16 protein-coding genes are annotated in these 16,333 nt (G+C 36.1%); 8 read left to right on the forward strand and 8 right to left on the reverse strand.

Going from position 1 to position 16,333, the window contains the following annotated elements; all coding sequences use genetic code 11:
• Positions 1-13 precede the first annotated feature (13 nt).
• Positions 14-3,169, forward strand: a complete 3,156-nt coding sequence (locus LC814_RS02465) for an efflux RND transporter permease subunit (protein ID WP_226064771.1) — start codon at positions 14-16, stop codon at positions 3,167-3,169.
• Positions 3,170-3,279: 110 nt separating this feature from the next.
• On the opposite strand, the gene LC814_RS02470 is transcribed toward LC814_RS02465, so the two are convergent.
• From LC814_RS02470 to LC814_RS02500, 7 genes are all read right to left on the reverse strand, one after another.
• On the reverse strand, positions 3,280-4,647 hold the full coding sequence (locus LC814_RS02470) for an MATE family efflux transporter (RefSeq protein WP_226064772.1): 1,368 nt from the start codon (positions 4,645-4,647) through the stop codon (positions 3,280-3,282).
• A 100-nt stretch (positions 4,648-4,747) separates the two neighbouring features.
• Positions 4,748-5,482, reverse strand: a complete 735-nt coding sequence (locus LC814_RS02475; protein ID WP_226064773.1) for a DUF72 domain-containing protein — start codon at positions 5,480-5,482, stop codon at positions 4,748-4,750.
• Positions 5,469-6,071 (reverse strand): hypothetical protein, encoded by a 603-nt coding sequence (locus tag LC814_RS02480; RefSeq protein ID WP_226064774.1) that lies wholly within the window; start codon positions 6,069-6,071, stop codon positions 5,469-5,471. Before LC814_RS02480 ends, LC814_RS02475 begins: the two co-directional genes overlap by 14 nt.
• Positions 6,072-6,091: 20 nt before the next feature.
• Positions 6,092-6,628 (reverse strand): type 1 glutamine amidotransferase domain-containing protein, encoded by a 537-nt coding sequence (locus LC814_RS02485; protein ID WP_226064775.1) that lies wholly within the window; start codon positions 6,626-6,628, stop codon positions 6,092-6,094.
• A gap of 108 nt (positions 6,629-6,736) precedes the next feature.
• Positions 6,737-7,273: a ferritin-like domain-containing protein gene (locus LC814_RS02490; protein ID WP_226064776.1), complete on the reverse strand. Its 537-nt coding sequence runs from the start codon at positions 7,271-7,273 to the stop codon at positions 6,737-6,739.
• A gap of 224 nt (positions 7,274-7,497) precedes the next feature.
• Positions 7,498-8,682, reverse strand: coding sequence for a sigma-54-dependent transcriptional regulator (locus LC814_RS02495; RefSeq protein WP_226064777.1), 1,185 nt, complete (start codon positions 8,680-8,682; stop codon positions 7,498-7,500).
• An 89-nt stretch (positions 8,683-8,771) separates the two neighbouring features.
• A complete protein-coding gene (locus LC814_RS02500; RefSeq protein WP_226064778.1) occupies positions 8,772-9,431 on the reverse strand; it encodes a YggS family pyridoxal phosphate-dependent enzyme in 660 nt (219 codons plus the stop codon).
• Between the two features lie 170 nt (positions 9,432-9,601).
• On the opposite strand from LC814_RS02500, the gene LC814_RS02505 reads away from it, so the two are divergent.
• From LC814_RS02505 to LC814_RS02520, 4 genes are read left to right on the forward strand one after another with little or no spacing between them, the layout of a single operon-like run.
• Positions 9,602-10,000 carry a hypothetical protein gene (locus tag LC814_RS02505; RefSeq protein ID WP_226064779.1) on the forward strand — a complete coding sequence of 133 codons (399 nt, stop codon included), beginning with the start codon at positions 9,602-9,604 and terminating at the stop codon, positions 9,998-10,000.
• Between the two features lie 9 nt (positions 10,001-10,009).
• Positions 10,010-10,690 carry a hypothetical protein gene (locus tag LC814_RS02510; protein ID WP_226064780.1) on the forward strand — a complete coding sequence of 227 codons (681 nt, stop codon included), beginning with the start codon at positions 10,010-10,012 and terminating at the stop codon, positions 10,688-10,690.
• The gene (locus LC814_RS02515) at positions 10,671-11,459 is read left to right on the forward strand and encodes a sensor histidine kinase (protein ID WP_226064781.1); all 789 of its coding nucleotides are present in this window, start codon (positions 10,671-10,673) and stop codon (positions 11,457-11,459) included. Before LC814_RS02510 ends, LC814_RS02515 begins: the two co-directional genes overlap by 20 nt.
• Entirely contained in the window at positions 11,447-12,091 is a 645-nt protein-coding gene (locus tag LC814_RS02520) for a response regulator transcription factor (protein ID WP_226064782.1), read from the forward strand. Before LC814_RS02515 ends, LC814_RS02520 begins: the two co-directional genes overlap by 13 nt.
• A 153-nt stretch (positions 12,092-12,244) precedes the next feature.
• Here LC814_RS02520 and LC814_RS02525 read toward each other — a convergent pair whose 3' ends face one another.
• Complete coding sequence (locus LC814_RS02525) at positions 12,245-12,934, reverse strand: SIR2 family NAD-dependent protein deacylase (protein WP_226064783.1); 690 nt, start codon at positions 12,932-12,934, stop codon at positions 12,245-12,247.
• A gap of 88 nt (positions 12,935-13,022) precedes the next feature.
• Between LC814_RS02525 and LC814_RS02530 the strand changes: the two genes are divergently transcribed.
• The 3 genes from LC814_RS02530 to LC814_RS02540 all read left to right on the forward strand — a co-directional run bounded on the left by LC814_RS02530 (position 13,023) and on the right by LC814_RS02540 (position 16,302).
• Entirely contained in the window at positions 13,023-13,541 is a 519-nt protein-coding gene (locus LC814_RS02530) for a GNAT family N-acetyltransferase (RefSeq protein WP_226064784.1), read from the forward strand.
• A gap of 97 nt (positions 13,542-13,638) precedes the next feature.
• On the forward strand, positions 13,639-15,168 hold the full coding sequence (gene gpmI / locus LC814_RS02535; protein WP_226064785.1) for a 2,3-bisphosphoglycerate-independent phosphoglycerate mutase: 1,530 nt from the start codon (positions 13,639-13,641) through the stop codon (positions 15,166-15,168).
• Positions 15,169-15,324: 156 nt separating this feature from the next.
• Positions 15,325-16,302: an acyl-ACP desaturase gene (locus LC814_RS02540; protein ID WP_226064786.1), complete on the forward strand. Its 978-nt coding sequence runs from the start codon at positions 15,325-15,327 to the stop codon at positions 16,300-16,302.
• Positions 16,303-16,333 lie beyond the last annotated feature (31 nt).

The following is a 16,333-nucleotide window of genomic DNA, read 5'->3' on the forward strand; positions in this document are numbered from 1 at the left end:
ATTAAAATAGAATATGAAATTAGTAGAAGTATCGATTAAACGACCAAGTGTGGTCATCGTAATGCTTGCCTTATTAATTATTGGAGGACTGTTCAGTTACAAGCAATTGAACTATGAACTGATTCCGAAATTTGAAGTAAAGGTAGTAACGATATCAACAATTTATCCCGGAGCTTCGCCTTCAGAGGTTGAAAGTACAGTCTCCAGAAAAATTGAAGACGCAGTTTCTTCATTAGAAGGAATAAAAAAAATACAGTCTAAATCTTACGAAAGTCTTTCTGTTGTTATCATTCAATTTAATAATGAAGCAGATGTTGATTTCGCACTGAATGAAGCTCAAAGGAAAATTAATGCAATACGCTCAGATCTTCCAGAAGATATTGATGAGCCGTCGCTTTCGCAATTCTCCCTTTCCGATGCGCCAATTGTGAGTATGGGAATTACCGCAAACCTTACGCAAAGTGAACTTTATGACTTAATTGATCAAAAAATTCAACCCGAATTTTCCCGAATTCAAGGAGTTGCGCAAATTAATATTATTGGCGGACAGGAAAGAGAAATCCGTGTTAATCTGGACCAATATAAACTGGAAGGTTATGGTTTAACAATTCCGCAGGTTCAACAGGTTATTGCAACTTCGAATCTTGACTTTCCTACAGGAAGTTTGAAAACCCGAGAAAACAGTACTTTAATTCGACTTTCTGGTAAAATTAAAACAGTAGACGAATTGAGAAATCTTATTGTTTCGTCGGTTAATGGGCAGAATGTAAAACTTTCTGATATTGCTGAGGTCCAAGACACGCAAAAAGAAACCGATAAAATTGCGCGCGTAGATCAGCAAACCACGATTTTGTTACAGGTTCAAAAACAAACAGACGCAAATGCGGTGGAAGTAAGTGAACGCGTTCGTGCGAAAGTTGCGCTTTTAGAAACACAGTATAAAGCGCAGAATCTAAAGGTAAATATTGCAAAAGATACTTCTTTATTTACGTTGGAAGCGGCAAATGCGGTAATCAAAGATTTATTTATCGCGGTAGGATTGGTAGCATTTGTAATGTTATTTTTCCTTCACAGTTTCCGAAACGCTTTGATTGTAATGGTTGCCATCCCGACATCATTGATCGCTACTTTTATTGGATTAAATCTTTTAGGATATTCATTAAACTTAATGAGTTTACTGGGACTATCTCTTGTTGTAGGTATTTTGGTTGATGACGCGATTGTTGTTATTGAGAATATTCACCGTCACATGGAAATGGGAAAAAATAAAGTTCGAGCAGCTTATGACGGTGCCTCTGAAATTGGTTTTACCGTTACCGCAATTACCTTGGTTATCGTGGTTGTATTCTTACCAATTGCTGTTAGTAATGGTTTGGTATCAGATATTATTAGACAATTCTGTGTCACGGTTATTATTGCTACTTTATTGTCTTTATTAGTATCATTCACCATAGTTCCATGGCTTTATTCAAGATACGGAAAACTCGATTTGATCAGTAAAGATTCCTTATTTGGAAAAATTATCTACAAATTCGAAGCAGGTTTAACAAGATTCACGAATTTCATCACTGGAATTTTAACGTGGAGTTTAGGTCACAAAATCAAAACTTTTCTTATCGTTTTATTCCTCTTTGCCTCCAGTATATTATTGATGGTTTTTGGGTATATCGGTACAGATTTCTTTCCCGCCTCAGACAAAGGAGAATTTCTGGTTCAAATCGAAATGCCGAAAGATGTTTCTCTGGAAGAAACAAACTTTATGACACAGAAAGCAGAAGCTTTTCTTAAAAAAGATCCTGCAATCACAAGCATGATTACAACTGTTGGCCAATCGAGTGATGGAATGGGCGGCGCGCAAGCAACCAATTACAAGTCAGAAATCAGTTTGAAATTAATCGATCAGTCGGAAAGAAATGCGACTTCGAAAGTTTACGCGGCAAGAATCAAACGTGCTTTGGAAAAAGAATTGGTTGGTGCTAAAATTAAAACGGTGCCGATCGGCTTCATGGGACCAGAACAGGCTCCATTGCAGATGACCGTTATTGGACCAAATTTGCCAGAAGTAATGGCATATGCGAAACAGGTAGAAGCACAATTGAAATCTATCGATGGTTCTTCCGAAGTTGATCTTTCTGTAACAGATGGAAATCCGGAAATTATGGTGAGCGTAGACCGCGATAAAATGGCGCTATTAGGATTAAACGTGGCTACAGTTGGACAAACTTTAAGAACTGCATTTAGTGGTAACGATTCTAATAAATTTAGAACCGGTAATAATGAATACGATATCAACATTATTTTGGATGAAGCTTATCGAAAAAATATCGATGATGTGAAGAACATCAACTTCATTAATAGTGCTGGAATGAAAGTTCAACTTTCTCAGTTTGCATCGATTACCAATTCGTCTGGTCCTGCATTATTAGAGCGTTATGACAGAGCACCTTCTGTAACAATTAACTCGCAGGTTGTGGGGAAAACGACAGGAACAGTTGCCGCAGAATGGGAAGAAAAAATTGCTAATATTAAAAAACCTGCTGGTGTCAGTTGGATTTGGGGCGGAAACATGGAAAACCAAAGTGAAGGTTTTGGAACCCTTGGAGTAGGTCTATTGGCTGCGATCTTGTTGGTTTATATGATTATGGTCGTTCTTTACAATGACTTTGTAAAACCATTTATCGTTCTATTTTCCATTCCGTTATCGTTTATTGGGGCACTTTGGGCGTTGGCTTTAACCAACCAAAGTTTAAATATCTTTACGATTCTTGGAGTAATTATGTTGATCGGTCTGGTAGCGAAAAATGCGATTTTACTGGTAGATTTCACGAACCACAGAATGGAAAAAGGGGAGACCATTAATAATGCTTTAATTCAGGCCAATCATGCGAGACTTCGTCCGATTTTGATGACGACAATTGCGATGGTCTTTGGAATGCTGCCTATTGCATTAGCTTCTGGCGCGGCTGCCGGTATGAACAACGGTTTAGCCATCGTAATTATCGGTGGTTTATTATCATCCTTATTCCTAACATTAATTATCGTTCCTGTAGTGTACTATATCGTAGTAAAATTAGAAGATCGATTTGCCAACAAGGAAAAAGAAAATTATCAAAATTTGATGGTTGAGGATTATGAACATCTTCATCCAGAAAATGAAGTTGAATTCTAAATTTCACCAATTCATTGACTATTTAAAAACCGCTTCAGATTATTTCTGAAGCGGTTTTTTTATGGTATTTTAAATACTAATTTTCGATAAAAGATTGTTTAATCAAATCATTAACTAACCTTTAAATTAGCATCTATTTTTCTTTGTGAAAGTTTAAAGAACCTGATAACTAGGAAAACGGCGGAAATAGTTAGTCCTAATCCAAGTGCGATCCACATTCCCCAGGCGCCCATTTCTAAGGTAACACAAAGAAAATATCCTAAAGGAATTGTAATAATCCAATATGCTACAAAAGTAATCAGGGACGGGATTTTAACATCCTGAATCCCTCTTAAAATTCCCAAAGCAACAACTTGAACACCATCTGATAACTGGAATAAAGCTGCTATAATTAATAGTTTGGACGCCAATAAAATAACTTCCACATCTTCTGCTTTTGTAAAGAAAGTGGGTAAAACATTACGTCCGAAAATAAAGAACAATCCACAAAAAACCATAAATATAAAGACGATTTTCAGATTGTTAATTCCTACTTGCTGCAAACCTACGAAATCACGTTCGCCGGCTTTACGCCCAATCATCACGGTTGATGCAACACTGAAACCGATACTGAGATTAAACGTAAACGACGCCATCGACAATGCAATTTGATGCGAAGCAATATCATTGGCAGAAATCAATCCGCAAATAAATGCTGCTCCCGCAAAGGCAGTTACTTCAAAAAACATTTGTAAAGCGGTCGGCAATCCTAAAGTAATTAATTTTCGGAACATTTTCTTTTGAAATAATTTAGCTTTCAAACTGAAATTATCCATATACCTTTTCGTCGTAGGATGCTTTTTCATCACGACAAACAGAAAAACAACCATAAAAATTCTGGCAATAAAAGAGGCGTAGGCCGAACCATCAACTCCCAGCGAATCCATACCAACTCCTTTAATAAAAATGTAATTCAGCACAATATTGATCACATTCGCAATAATAGTCGCTTTCGTAACTCCTATGGTAAAACTTAAACCTTCCGAAACTTCGCGCATGGTTTGAAACGCCATGAAGGGAATAATACTGATAATGGTAATTCTAAGATAGCTTTCTGTATCCGGAAGAATTTTTTCAGGCTGGTTGAGATGATACAATAAAGGCATTGCTAAAAGCATCAAAATAACTAACGCAACACCAATAAGCATATTGACCACAAAGCCGTGGCGAAAAACCCGATTAATGGTGGTGTGATCATTTTGAGAATGTGCTTCTGAAACTAAGGGAGGTATGGCGAGAGAAAAACCTAAGGCCAAAACGAAAATAGAAAAAAAAACCCCATTTGCAAGTGACACCGAGGCCAAAGCATCTGCACCCAAAAGTTTTCCAACCATAATATTGTCAAAAAGCTGAACAGAAACTTGACCAACCTGAGTGATCATTACGGGAAGGGCAAGCGTAAATAATCTTTTGGAAAGTACGGGATTTAGAATTTGCATAATTATAAAAAAATCTGCGGCAAATTTACAGCAAACTTTCTACATTAATTCCAATCGCATTTTTAAGTTTTAATACCTTTTAATGAGAACAGCTATCTTGCTACCCATCACTTGAAATGTGTTGCAAATGAAGTGCATTTTTAATTCCCGCAGTTCCGTAGGTATTATTAAAAAAGATAAATAAAGTGCCTTTAAAATTTTCAAGATCGTTTGCTAATTTTTGCAGTTGCTCCTCAGAGTAAGACGATTTAAACATTTCAGGCACACCATGAAGTCGGTAATAAGCGAAACATTCATTATTACTTATAAAGTCATCGGGAATATTTTTCGGGATAGAAACTCCACAAAATATGATATTATTTTCCTTTAAAGTATTTTGAATTTCGGAATTCCACCAAGATTCATGTCGGAATTCTACCACATTTAAAAACCGGTGATCGACAGTCTTTACAACTTTTTCTAAATTTTCAGGTGTATTTTTAAAAGACGGCGACAATTGAAAGAGAAAACCAGCCAGTTTATCCTGAAGTCCATCTGCAATATGTTTGCAAAAATTTGCAGTCATTTCAAAAGTATCTTCCAAGCGACTAATATGAGTTATGGTTTTTGGAATTTTGATAAAAAACTTAAAATCGTCTGGCGTACTTTCTTTCCACTTTTCCAAAGTTTTTGCCGTCGGTTTTCTATAAAATGTCGAATTAATTTCTATTGCTTTTAAATGAGCAGCGTAGTAACTTAAATAGTCTTTGGAAGGCAAATTTTCCGGATAAAATATTCCTTTCCAATATCCGACAGAGAAAGAAGAACAACCGATATATAATTTATTTGTCTTCATTTTTTAGTAAACCATTGGTAAGGCCGTCCCATTGCATTTTACTTCCAAATAACATTCCTCCTAAAGCCACAATTTTATTACGCACTTTCTCCATTAATTTTTCGTCATCCGTATTTGGAATTTCATTTCTGGCATGAACTTCCGCTGAAATTTTAGATCCTTCTCTTTTAATTAAAAAATTGGATGTGGCCTGAGAATCTAAAAAGTGCGTCGTCGTTTTACCTCCTAAAAGAGGGTTGTACGTTGGACGAACTTGGATAAAAACAGACTCAAATCCCGGTTGATATTCTTCTTCAAACTTCTCAATTCTCACCCAATCGTATCCACCTTCGGAATTGTGTAGAAGCGGAACTTTTACGGTAATCAGATCATTTACTTTTGGCTGCAATAAACTCAACTTTCCATTTTCATCTCGGAGGGAGAATTCAGCTTTTTCTATGCCCGCAAAAAGTTCCCACGAATTAATATCGAGGAAACGTTTGCGTACCAATTTAAAATGTTCAATCGCTGCTGCTTCATTAGCAAATACCATTTCAGAAGAAGCATCACTTTGCGCACCGTCGAACTGGGGTGGAATTTTTGGGTCCATGAGGTTAAAATTTATACAATTTACTTTCCGAATTCTTCAATAATTCTAGCATTAAAAGCTGGCAAATCTTCAGGTGAACGGCTCGTCGTTAAATTTCCATCGGTAACAACTTCTTCGTCTACCCAGTTTGCACCTGCATTTTTTAAATCTTCAGAAATTGATTCATAAGAAGTCATTTTTTTGCCTTTTAGAACTTCAGCATTGATCAATGTCTGCGGTCCATGACAAATTGCAGCTACAGGTTTTTCAGCATTGAAGAAATCCTTTACAAATTGTACCGCGTCTTTGTTTGCACGAACAGCATCAGGATTAATAACGCCTCCTGGTAAAAGCAAAGCATCGTAAGAATCCGCTTTTGCTTCTTTTACGGTTTTATCGACAGAAACTGAATCACTCCATTGGTGATCTTTCATTGATTTAATCTCCCCAGACTTTAAGGAAATAATTTCAATGGTTGCTCCCGCATCTTTCAAAGCTTTAACGGGGCTGTCGAGTTCAGATTGTTCGTAACCATCTGCGGCTAGAACTGCTATTTTTATATTGGATAAATTTGACATAATAATGATTTTAATTAAACGGTTAATTAGTGAAGAAATCTTTAGTAAAATTTCAATATAAATTAACCTTATTTTAGAAAATAAAAGCGGCACATGGCCGCTTACAAATTATTTTGCTTTGATGTTGATTTCAGTTTTTGCCAACTTCGTCAAATCTTTGTCGCATGTTTTTTCTTCTTTCAATGTCTCTAATAAAAGTTTCAAAACATCTTTCTCCCCAAGAAGTTTCGCGTAAGTTGCTAGTGTACCGTAAGATGCAATTTCATAATGTTCAACTTTCTGTGCTGCTGCAATAATTGCCGCATCACGTACTGCACCTGGCTCAGTTTCTTCCATTATGCCTTTTGCTTCTTTAACTAAACCATCCATTGCATCGCATTTTACAGCTTGTGGTTTTAATTTTAAAGCTTTAAATGCACTCTCCAAACGTTTTACCTGACCTTCAGTTTCTTTTAAATGTCCTTGAATTGCTGTTTTCAGATGTTGAGAAGTAGCATTCTTGGCCATTTTTGGTAAATTTTTCACAAGAGCTTTTTCTGCCCAGTATAAATCTTTTAAACCGTCAACCATAAAATCTCTAAGCTTGTCGGCTGCGTCAGCTTTGGGAGCAATTTTTCCTTTTGGTGTTGTTGTTTTCTTTGCCATAATAATATATTTAATTTAGTGTTTTAATGAAAATTTTGGAGAAATATTGAATTGAGAATTCAATTTCAACACGTTTTCAAATGCATATTAGATGCCAAAACTTTTTTTGAACTTATCAATTTCTCAAAAATAATTCTAAAAAAACACTTGTAAACATAAAAAAAAGACCAGCGTAAAAATACGCTGGTCTTAATTTATAATGATAAGTTTAACTTTATTCTATCTTATTTACGAACAAAACTTTCTACATCCTCAGCGCTTACAGGATTAGACCCTAAAATAATTAAACGTTCAACAACATTTCGCAACTCGCGAATGTTTCCAGTCCAAGTGAAATTTTTCAAAGCGGTGATCGCTTTATCATCAAATGTTTTGAGCGCTGTACCATGTTCATCTGAAATAACCTTTGCGAAATGCTTAACCAATAACTGAATATCATCTTTTCTTTCATCCAGAGAGGGTACATAAATTTCGATTACCGATAGACGGTGGTAGAGATCTTCCCGAAATTTACCTTCAGCAATCTCTTTCTGCATATTTTTATTGGTAGCCGCTAAAACACGTACATCTACTTTTATTTCCTTGTCACTTCCGACAGGTGAAACTTTACTTTCTTGTAGCGCTCGCAAAACTTTCGCCTGCGCAATCAAGGACATATCGCCAATTTCATCCAGGAAAATTGTTCCATTATTAGCAAGCTCAAATTTCCCCTGTTTATCTTTTATAGCTCCAGTAAAGCTTCCTTTAACATGGCCAAATAATTCTGATTCAATAAGTTCCGACGGAATTGCCGCACAATTTACTTCAATCATGGGTCCTTTGCTTCGGTCACTCTGAGCATGAATCGCGTGAGCCACGAGTTCTTTTCCTGCGCCATTTGGACCGGTAATTAAAACGCGGGCGTCTGAAGCTGCTACTTTTTCAATCATGTCCTGAATCTTCTTTAAAGCTGGAGATTCACCGATCATCTGATATTTTTTGTTAACCTTTTTTTTCAGCGTCGAATTTTCGGTTTTTAGGTGCTGATTGGTTTTCTGCAAATTTCTTTTATCTAACGCATTTCGCACACTTGTGATCAAACGGTTAATGTCAATTGGTTTGGAAATAAAGTCGTAGGCTCCGTCCTTCAGACAATCTACAGCAGTATCAATATCAGCGTGGCCAGAAATCATTACAAAAGTGGTGTCTGGTTTCACCTGTAAAGATTGTTTCAACAATTCCGTACCTGAAATCTTTGGCATTTTAATATCGGAAACCACCAGGGCGAAATCCTCTTTTTCAATTTGTTTGAAGCCTTCTAAACCGTCGTCTGCAATCACGAATTCATATTCAGGGAGTTCCTCCGAAAGAATGCTTTGCAACACTCCTGAAATAGCCTTTTCATCTTCAACAATTAAGATTTTCTGCATTAGTAAAATTTTATGGATTTTTTATTTAAAGTAATTATAATGAGCAACGTAGTAAGCAAAAATCGTACCCAACAAGCCTGCTTTTCTGTCTACCGTTGCCCGAAAATTGCCGAACCAATACGAACTGAATTTGCGCCACACCCAATTGCAACCTCATAGTCATTGCTCATGCCCATAGAAAGTATTGATAATGGTTGCTGTCGAGATAGTTGTTCGAATAAATTATTCAACATGGTAAATTCCTTTTCAACTTGCCGATGATCATCTGTGAAAGTTGCCATTCCCATCAAACCAAGAACTTTGACATTTTTAAAATTTCCAGCTACATATTCCTGGAAAAGTTCTTTAACCTCATGAATTTCAAGGCCATATTTAGTTTCTTCTTCCGCAATTTTCACCTGAAGTAAAATGTTAATTGTACGGTTATATTTTTCGGCCTGTTTGTTAATTTCTTGTAAAATCTTTCTAGAATCTACACTTTGAATAGTGTTTATAAATTCAGCGATATATTTCACTTTATTGGTTTGAAGGTGACCGATCAAATGCCACTGAATATCTTTTGGCAAAACGTCGTATTTTTCAACCAATTCTTGAACCTTATTTTCGCCGAACACACGCTGACCTAAATCGTAAACTTGTTTTATAGTATTTGATTCGTGTGTTTTCGAAACTGCAACTAACTGGACATTTTCTGGTAAAGTTTTAATAACATCATTATATCTCCCTTGAAGACCTGTAATTTCCTGCATAATAGTGTTTAAAAATTCTTTGTTGAAAGAGTAAAAGTTTCCGAGCACAAAATTACTGCTTTTAAAACTGACCTCCAAAGTGACAAATGACACATTTCTTAAAACTTTTTTATTCTAAATTAGGGTGATTTCACCTATTTAGTAAGATGTTTTAATTTTAAATTTGCGAGATGAGTGATTTAGAAAAACATTTAATAACTGGCGAGGATTGCCAGATTCTTGCGAAAGAATACGAACGCACAAATTACGCGGTCATTAACAATAGCAGAAAACACGATAAACCTGATTCAAAATACTATACCTTTGACTTAGAAGTTCTACAGGATTATATTAATGTGATCCGAGAAGGATTGGAAAAAAAGGGAATTAAAAATAAAGGAATACGTGTAAATCTGGGAAAATATCCGGAAGAAAGATTTAATGAAAAATTAGATCCGGCATACCTGGGATATCAAACAGTATTCTTTTCTGCAACATCTATCGAACCTGATTCAATGATATCTCCACAGAGAACCGAGGACGAAAAAGATTTACCAGGTTTGAATTTTGGGCAACTTTGTCCACCATAAACTTTAATTATGATTGAATGGAATAGGGATGCCGCGGGTTATGTACAACTCGTTTTTATTCTCATGTATTTTGTCCTGCTCATTGTAAAGAGAAAGAAATTAGGAAATGGAATTTTCTACCTGATCATTGCAGCGGGTATTGTGTTTTTTACTGACACTTATATTTTAACAATGCGCCTCGATAATCCGAAATTTAATAGCGCTCCCATTTATTCGGTGGCGGTAAATTTTTTCGTATTTCTGCTCTATTTTTTATATTTCAGAATTATTTTACACAATGAAAAATCCAGGCAGACCAATCTCGTAACGCTTATCATATTTGTAAGCAGCTACCTTATTTTCGCAGTAACTACAAAAAACTTTTTTAAGGTTTTTCCTTTTAATTTTTATTTTACGGAGTTAATTTTACTCGTCGTAAATATTTTCCTGGTTTTACGGGAAACCTTTAATTCCGATAAAATTCTCAATATCAAGTCGTACTATCCTTTTTGGGTCTGTATTGGTATGATGGCTTTATATTTGGGAATTACCCCACTACTAATAATCAGCCATTCCCTTGTTAATGTGATGAATGTCAATATATTTTTCATAATTTTATTTCTTATAAATATTCTTGGTTATTCAATCTTAATTACGGGCATATTTTATGGAAATAAATTAAAGAAGAAACGTGAACCTTTCCGAAATTGATTTTTTATTGGTAATCACCACATTCATTGTACTACTCGTTATCGTAATGATGATAATGGTGTATGGTATTTTTATTAAAAAAAAGTCACAGCTTATATTATCACAGCAACGAAAAGACGCACATTTCGAACAGGAACTGGCCATATCGCAGGTAGAAATTAAAGAACAAACGCTCAATTATATCGGTCAGGAACTTCATGATGATTTGGGTCAGAAATTATCGGTAGCAAGATTAATGACTAATAAAATAATTTTGGCAGGCGACCGCGAAAAAGATCAAATTGCGAAAGAAGTAAATCTTCTAATTGGCGAGTGCATACAGGACATTAGAAATTTATCGAAAGTTTTTATCAGTACGCAGGTTAAACATTTTGGATTTGTTGAATCTCTGGAAAGGGAAATTTTTCGAATTGAACGTCTGGAATTGTTAAAGGTAAAATACGATATCAATAATCATGGATTGGAAATTAGTCCTGATCATGCTTTAATATTATTCAGAATTATACAAGAATGCATCAATAATGTCATAAAACATGCAAAATCCAATAATTTGGTCATCAAGGTTAAAGATGAATTAAATTTCATAGAAATTTTTATTAATGATTATGGAATAGGCTTTAATCCAGAAAACAAAGCGGACGGCAGCGGACTGAAAAACATTAAAAACAGAGCAAAAATTATCAATGCTAATTTCAGAATTAGATCTACTGCCGCACGCGGAACTGAAATTACAATCACCTATCAAAAACCCTCACCATGGAAAGGATAAAAGTAGCAATAGTCGACGATCACAAGTTAGTCTCAAAGGCATTGGAAAACATGATCTCTTTCAATCCGAGTTTTAAAGTGGTGATGAATTGTTTTAATGGCGAGGATTTTTTGGAGAAACTGGCGGTACAAACGATAATGCCCGAGGTTGTGCTGATGGACATTAATATGCCCAAAAAAAACGGTATTGAAACCACCGCAGAAATTACCGCGAATTATCCTGAAATTAAGGTTATTGCTTTGACGATGGAAGATAATGAGACCACTATTATTAATATGTTGAAAGCTGGTGCAAAAGGGTATTTATTAAAAGATATGTCACCCGATATTCTTTTTAGTGCCATTAATATTGTTCATGAAAAAGGGATTTTTTACACGGACATTGTTACCCAAAGTCTTCTTAAAATAAAAACAGAAGAAAAAGCAACGCAAGAAATCACTAATACACTGAAAGATAGAGAATTGGAATTTATTCGGCACTCATGCTCAGAACTTACTTATAAAGAAATTGCGGAGCAAATGTTTGTGAGCCCCAGAACTGTAGATGGATACAGAGATTCTGTATTTGCAAAACTCAATGTAAAAACGCGTGTCGGTATTGTTTTGTTTGCTATAAAACACGAATTAGACTGAAAAAAGGGTGATTTAACTCTTTTTATGTGTTGCTTTAAAGTCTATTTTTGTCCTATCATTAACGCACAAATAATGGAAAAAAATAAGAAGCCGGTTTTTAAATCGGCTTTTTATATGGAATGAAGTGAAGAATATGATTAAAGACAAAATATTTTAAATACGTCGCGCTAGTAATTGCTTTTTAAGAAGTTCCATTCCTTCTGTGGCCGTAGTCTGAAAGCAATTGGAATTGGCCTTAAATTGTGCGGGAAGCTTCGGATCGATTACAAAAATTTCACAATTCGATGATACGTTATGAATGAGGCCAGCGGCGGGATAAACATTCATAGATGTTCCGATAATTAATAATAGATCTGCTTCTTCTACAATCTTAACTGCGTTTTCCATTTCGGTCACCATTTCCCCAAACCAAACAATATGTGGTCGCAATTGGATACCATTATCAGTACAATCTCCCAAATTCAAATCAATCTCCCACGAGATAATTTCCGAGTCGTCATCAACCGGGCGTGCTTTTTTAAGCTCTCCGTGAAGATGCAATACTTTAGTTGAGCCGGCGCGTTCGTGTAGATCATCTACATTTTGTGTTATAATCGTAACATCAAAATCATTTTCCAGCTCGGCTAATATTTCGTGTGCTCTGTTGGGTTTTACTTCTAACAATTGTTTTCTCCGCTGATTGTAAAAGTTTAAAACAAGTTGGGGATTTCTCTCAAAACCTTCCGGACTTGCAACATCTTCCACACGGTGATCCTCCCAAAGTCCATCTGAATCCCGAAAAGTCTTCACGCCACTTTCGGCAGATATTCCCGCACCTGATAGAACAACTAATTTTTCTTTCATCTATTTTTTTTAAAAATAAAGAAATATCCACAAAAAGCCAAATGACCGTCAGGAAACTTTTTTTAACTTTGTGAAACATCATATATTAATGGTACCAGAAAATACTAAAATTCAAATACACAAAGCTGAAACTGCTGATGCACCGGAGATCTGGAAGATACTGCAGCATGCAATCACACGGAGAAAAATTGATGGAAGCACGCAGTGGCAAGATGGTTATCCCAATCCAGACACTATTCATAATGACATCGCAAAAGGATATGGATTCACTTTTTCAGCGCAAGGAAAAATTGCCGGATATGCCGCTGTTATTTTAGATTTAGAACCAGAATACGAGGAGCTCAACACTTGGGAATGTAAACCTCCGTATGCAGTCATTCACCGCGTTGCAGTAGGTTCTGACTTTCTAAATAAGGGAGTAGCAACCGAAATTTTTCGATCTGTAGAAAAATTAGTTCTAGACAAGAAAATCGGAAGTATAAGAGTAGATACCATTTCTGACAACGAAGGTATGTTACGAATTTTTGAAAAATTAAATTACATCTACCGTGGTGAGGTTTTTGTCCGAGGCGCTGCCAGAAGAGCTTTTGAAAAAAAACTTTCCTAACAAACATTAGCCTTTTTATGTGAAAACACTTCACGTAAAATTCGCCTAATGCCACTCAAATCATTAAATTTGTATTTCAATTAAAATTTTTAAGTCCATGTCAAAAAAAGCCATTTTAGCTATATTAGACGGATGGGGTTTAGGTACCGATCCAGAAGTTTCAGCAATTGCACAAGCCAACACGCCGTTTATAGATTCATGTTATAAGAATTTCCCTCACACCACTTTAGAAGCCAGCGGAATTGCCGTAGGATTACCATTTGGTCAAATGGGAAACTCAGAGGTAGGTCATATGAATTTAGGTGCAGGTCGCGTAGTCTACCAGAATTTGGTTAAACTAAACATGGCAGTAGAAAACGCCACATTAGGAAAAGAAAATGTTATTACCCGTGCTTTTGAATATGCTTTAGAAAATAAAAAACAAGTTCATTTTATTGGTCTTGTTTCAGATGGTGGTGTTCATTCACATATTAATCATTTGAAAGGTTTGTTGACGGCAGCCCATGAGTATGGTTTAAATGAAAAAGTATTCGTGCATGCTTTTACAGATGGTCGTGATTGTGATCCTCATTCCGGGAAAGGTTTTATCGAAGAACTTTTAAATCATATGGAAATAACAACCGGAAAACTTGCAACCGTAATCGGACGCTATTACGCGATGGATCGCGACAAACGATGGGAACGTGTGAAATTAGCCTACGATGCCATGGTTAATGGAATTGGGGAGCAAAGTCAAAATATCTTGCAGTCGATTGATAACTCATACAAAAATGGAATAACAGACGAATTTCTCAAACCCATTATTGCACTCAAAGAAAGCAGTTTGCCAACAGCTAAAATAGAAAATGATGACGTCGTATTCTGCTTCAATTTCCGTACAGATAGAGGCCGGGAAATTACACAGGCATTGTCACAGGAGAGTTTCCCCGATTTTGGAATGCATCCGCTAAATTTGTACTATGTCACCATGACGAACTACGATAAAGATTTCAATAATGTGAAGGTCGTTTTCAATGAAGATGTTCTCCACCAAACGCTGGGAGAGGTTCTGGAAAATAATGGCAAGACACAGATTCGGGTCGCTGAAACTGAAAAATACCCACACGTTACCTTTTTCTTTTCAGGCGGACGAGAAGACTTGTTTAAGGGTGAATCCCGCCTACTTTGTCCAAGCCCAAAAGAAGTTCCAACCTATGATTTTAAACCAGAAATGTCGGCATTTGATATCACTGAAAAAATACTTCCTGAAATTGAAAAAGAAAGTGCAGATTTCATCTGTTTAAATTTTGCAAATGCTGATATGGTTGGTCATACCGGCGTTTTTTCAGCAGCCGTTAAAGCCGCTGAAACTGTAGATCAATGTATTGAAAAAGTTGCAACAGCGGCTTACGAACATAGGTACGCAGTTTTTATTCTTGCTGACCATGGAAATTCCGATGTGATGATCAATGAAGACGGAAGCCCTAATACCCAACACTCTACGAATTTAGTACCGTTGATTGTGATGGACAAAGATAAAACTTGGAACTTAAAACCTGGAAAACTAGGAGATGTGGCACCTTCAATTTTGAAAGTCATGGGTGTAGCCATTCCAGAGGTAATGACGGGGGAAATTTTAGTTAATTAATATTATTTAGTAAACTGCTTTGGAGTATTAATTGCTTAAAGTTAAAGGATAATGTATTTTAATTCAATCAAAACGAGTAATTTTTAATTATTAAATCAACTATGTAGTAGATAATAATTTTAAATTATATTTGTAAATAAAATAAAAAGAGCGAAAATGGATAATAAATTAATGAGAAATGAGGTTATGCGAACATTAGGCAAAGATGTCGATACCTTCATTTCATCCTACCTAACACCTGTAGAAAAAATTTGGCAACCCACGGATTTTCTTCCAGATCCGTCTGCAGATAGTTTTAAATATGATGTCGAAGAATTACAAACCTATGCTCGCGAAATGGGCTACGATCTTTTTGTCACCTTGATCGGAGATTGTATTACGGAAGAGGCCTTACCAAGTTATGAGTCATGGCTGATGGGAGTTGACGGCGTTGACCAGGAAGAAAGAAGCGGTTGGGCACAATGGGTACGTAGTTGGACGGCCGAAGAAAACCGCCATGGTGACTTATTAAACAAATATCTATACCTCTGCGGTCGCGTTAATATGCGCGAAGTAGAGATTACAACGCAGTATTTAATTCAAGATGGTTTTGATATTGGGACAACCATGGATCCGTACCGGAACTTCGTTTATACTAGTTTTCAGGAAACAGCTACCAATATTTCTCACCGTAGAGTAGGATCGTTGGCAAAACAAAGTGGAAATACCAAACTATCCAGAATGTGCGGCGTAATTGCGGCAGATGAAGCACGACACGCTAAAGCATATAAACACTTCGTTACCAAAATTTTTGAACTTGACCCTTCAGAAATGATGTTGGCATTTGAAGATATGATGAGAAAGAAAATTGTGATGCCTGCACATTTAATGAGAGAATCTGGTCAGGCTGCTGGTGAACTTTGGGAACATTTTTCAGATGCGGCACAGCGCGCAATGGTTTATACTGGTCAAGATTATATCAATATACTAAGTGAACTTTTAGATGAATGGAAAATTGAGCATGTCACAAACCTTAATGAAAAAGCACAGAAAGCGCAGGAGTATTTGGTGAAATTACCGTCTCGCTTACAAAGAATTACCGATAGAATTTCAACGCCTGATTTAGAATATCAGTTCAAATGGGTAAAATCATAACCTTATAAATTTTTACAATTAAACAATGCAG

The organism is Kaistella polysaccharea, from assembly GCF_020410745.1.
GTDB classification, from domain to species: domain Bacteria; phylum Bacteroidota; class Bacteroidia; order Flavobacteriales; family Weeksellaceae; genus Kaistella; species Kaistella polysaccharea.

What these genes read in the sequence shown, in the direction of transcription:
- LC814_RS02465 (WP_226064771.1), top strand. Translation starts at nt 14, where the DNA reads ATGAAATTAGTAGAAGTATCGATTAAACGACCAAGTGTGGTCATCGTA.
- LC814_RS02470 (WP_226064772.1), bottom strand. Translation starts at nt 4,647, where the DNA reads ATGCAAATTCTAAATCCCGTACTTTCCAAAAGATTATTTACGCTTGCC.
- LC814_RS02475 (WP_226064773.1), bottom strand. Translation starts at nt 5,482, where the DNA reads ATGAAGACAAATAAATTATATATCGGTTGTTCTTCTTTCTCTGTCGGA.
- LC814_RS02480 (WP_226064774.1), bottom strand. Translation starts at nt 6,071, where the DNA reads ATGGACCCAAAAATTCCACCCCAGTTCGACGGTGCGCAAAGTGATGCT.
- LC814_RS02485 (WP_226064775.1), bottom strand. Translation starts at nt 6,628, where the DNA reads ATGTCAAATTTATCCAATATAAAAATAGCAGTTCTAGCCGCAGATGGT.
- LC814_RS02490 (WP_226064776.1), bottom strand. Translation starts at nt 7,273, where the DNA reads ATGGCAAAGAAAACAACAACACCAAAAGGAAAAATTGCTCCCAAAGCT.
- LC814_RS02495 (WP_226064777.1), bottom strand. Translation starts at nt 8,682, where the DNA reads ATGCAGAAAATCTTAATTGTTGAAGATGAAAAGGCTATTTCAGGAGTG.
- LC814_RS02500 (WP_226064778.1), bottom strand. Translation starts at nt 9,431, where the DNA reads ATGCAGGAAATTACAGGTCTTCAAGGGAGATATAATGATGTTATTAAA.
- LC814_RS02505 (WP_226064779.1), top strand. Translation starts at nt 9,602, where the DNA reads ATGAGTGATTTAGAAAAACATTTAATAACTGGCGAGGATTGCCAGATT.
- LC814_RS02510 (WP_226064780.1), top strand. Translation starts at nt 10,010, where the DNA reads ATGATTGAATGGAATAGGGATGCCGCGGGTTATGTACAACTCGTTTTT.
- LC814_RS02520 (WP_226064782.1), top strand. Translation starts at nt 11,447, where the DNA reads ATGGAAAGGATAAAAGTAGCAATAGTCGACGATCACAAGTTAGTCTCA.
- LC814_RS02525 (WP_226064783.1), bottom strand. Translation starts at nt 12,934, where the DNA reads ATGAAAGAAAAATTAGTTGTTCTATCAGGTGCGGGAATATCTGCCGAA.
- LC814_RS02530 (WP_226064784.1), top strand. Translation starts at nt 13,023, where the DNA reads ATGGTACCAGAAAATACTAAAATTCAAATACACAAAGCTGAAACTGCT.
- gpmI (WP_226064785.1), top strand. Translation starts at nt 13,639, where the DNA reads ATGTCAAAAAAAGCCATTTTAGCTATATTAGACGGATGGGGTTTAGGT.
- LC814_RS02540 (WP_226064786.1), top strand. Translation starts at nt 15,325, where the DNA reads ATGGATAATAAATTAATGAGAAATGAGGTTATGCGAACATTAGGCAAA.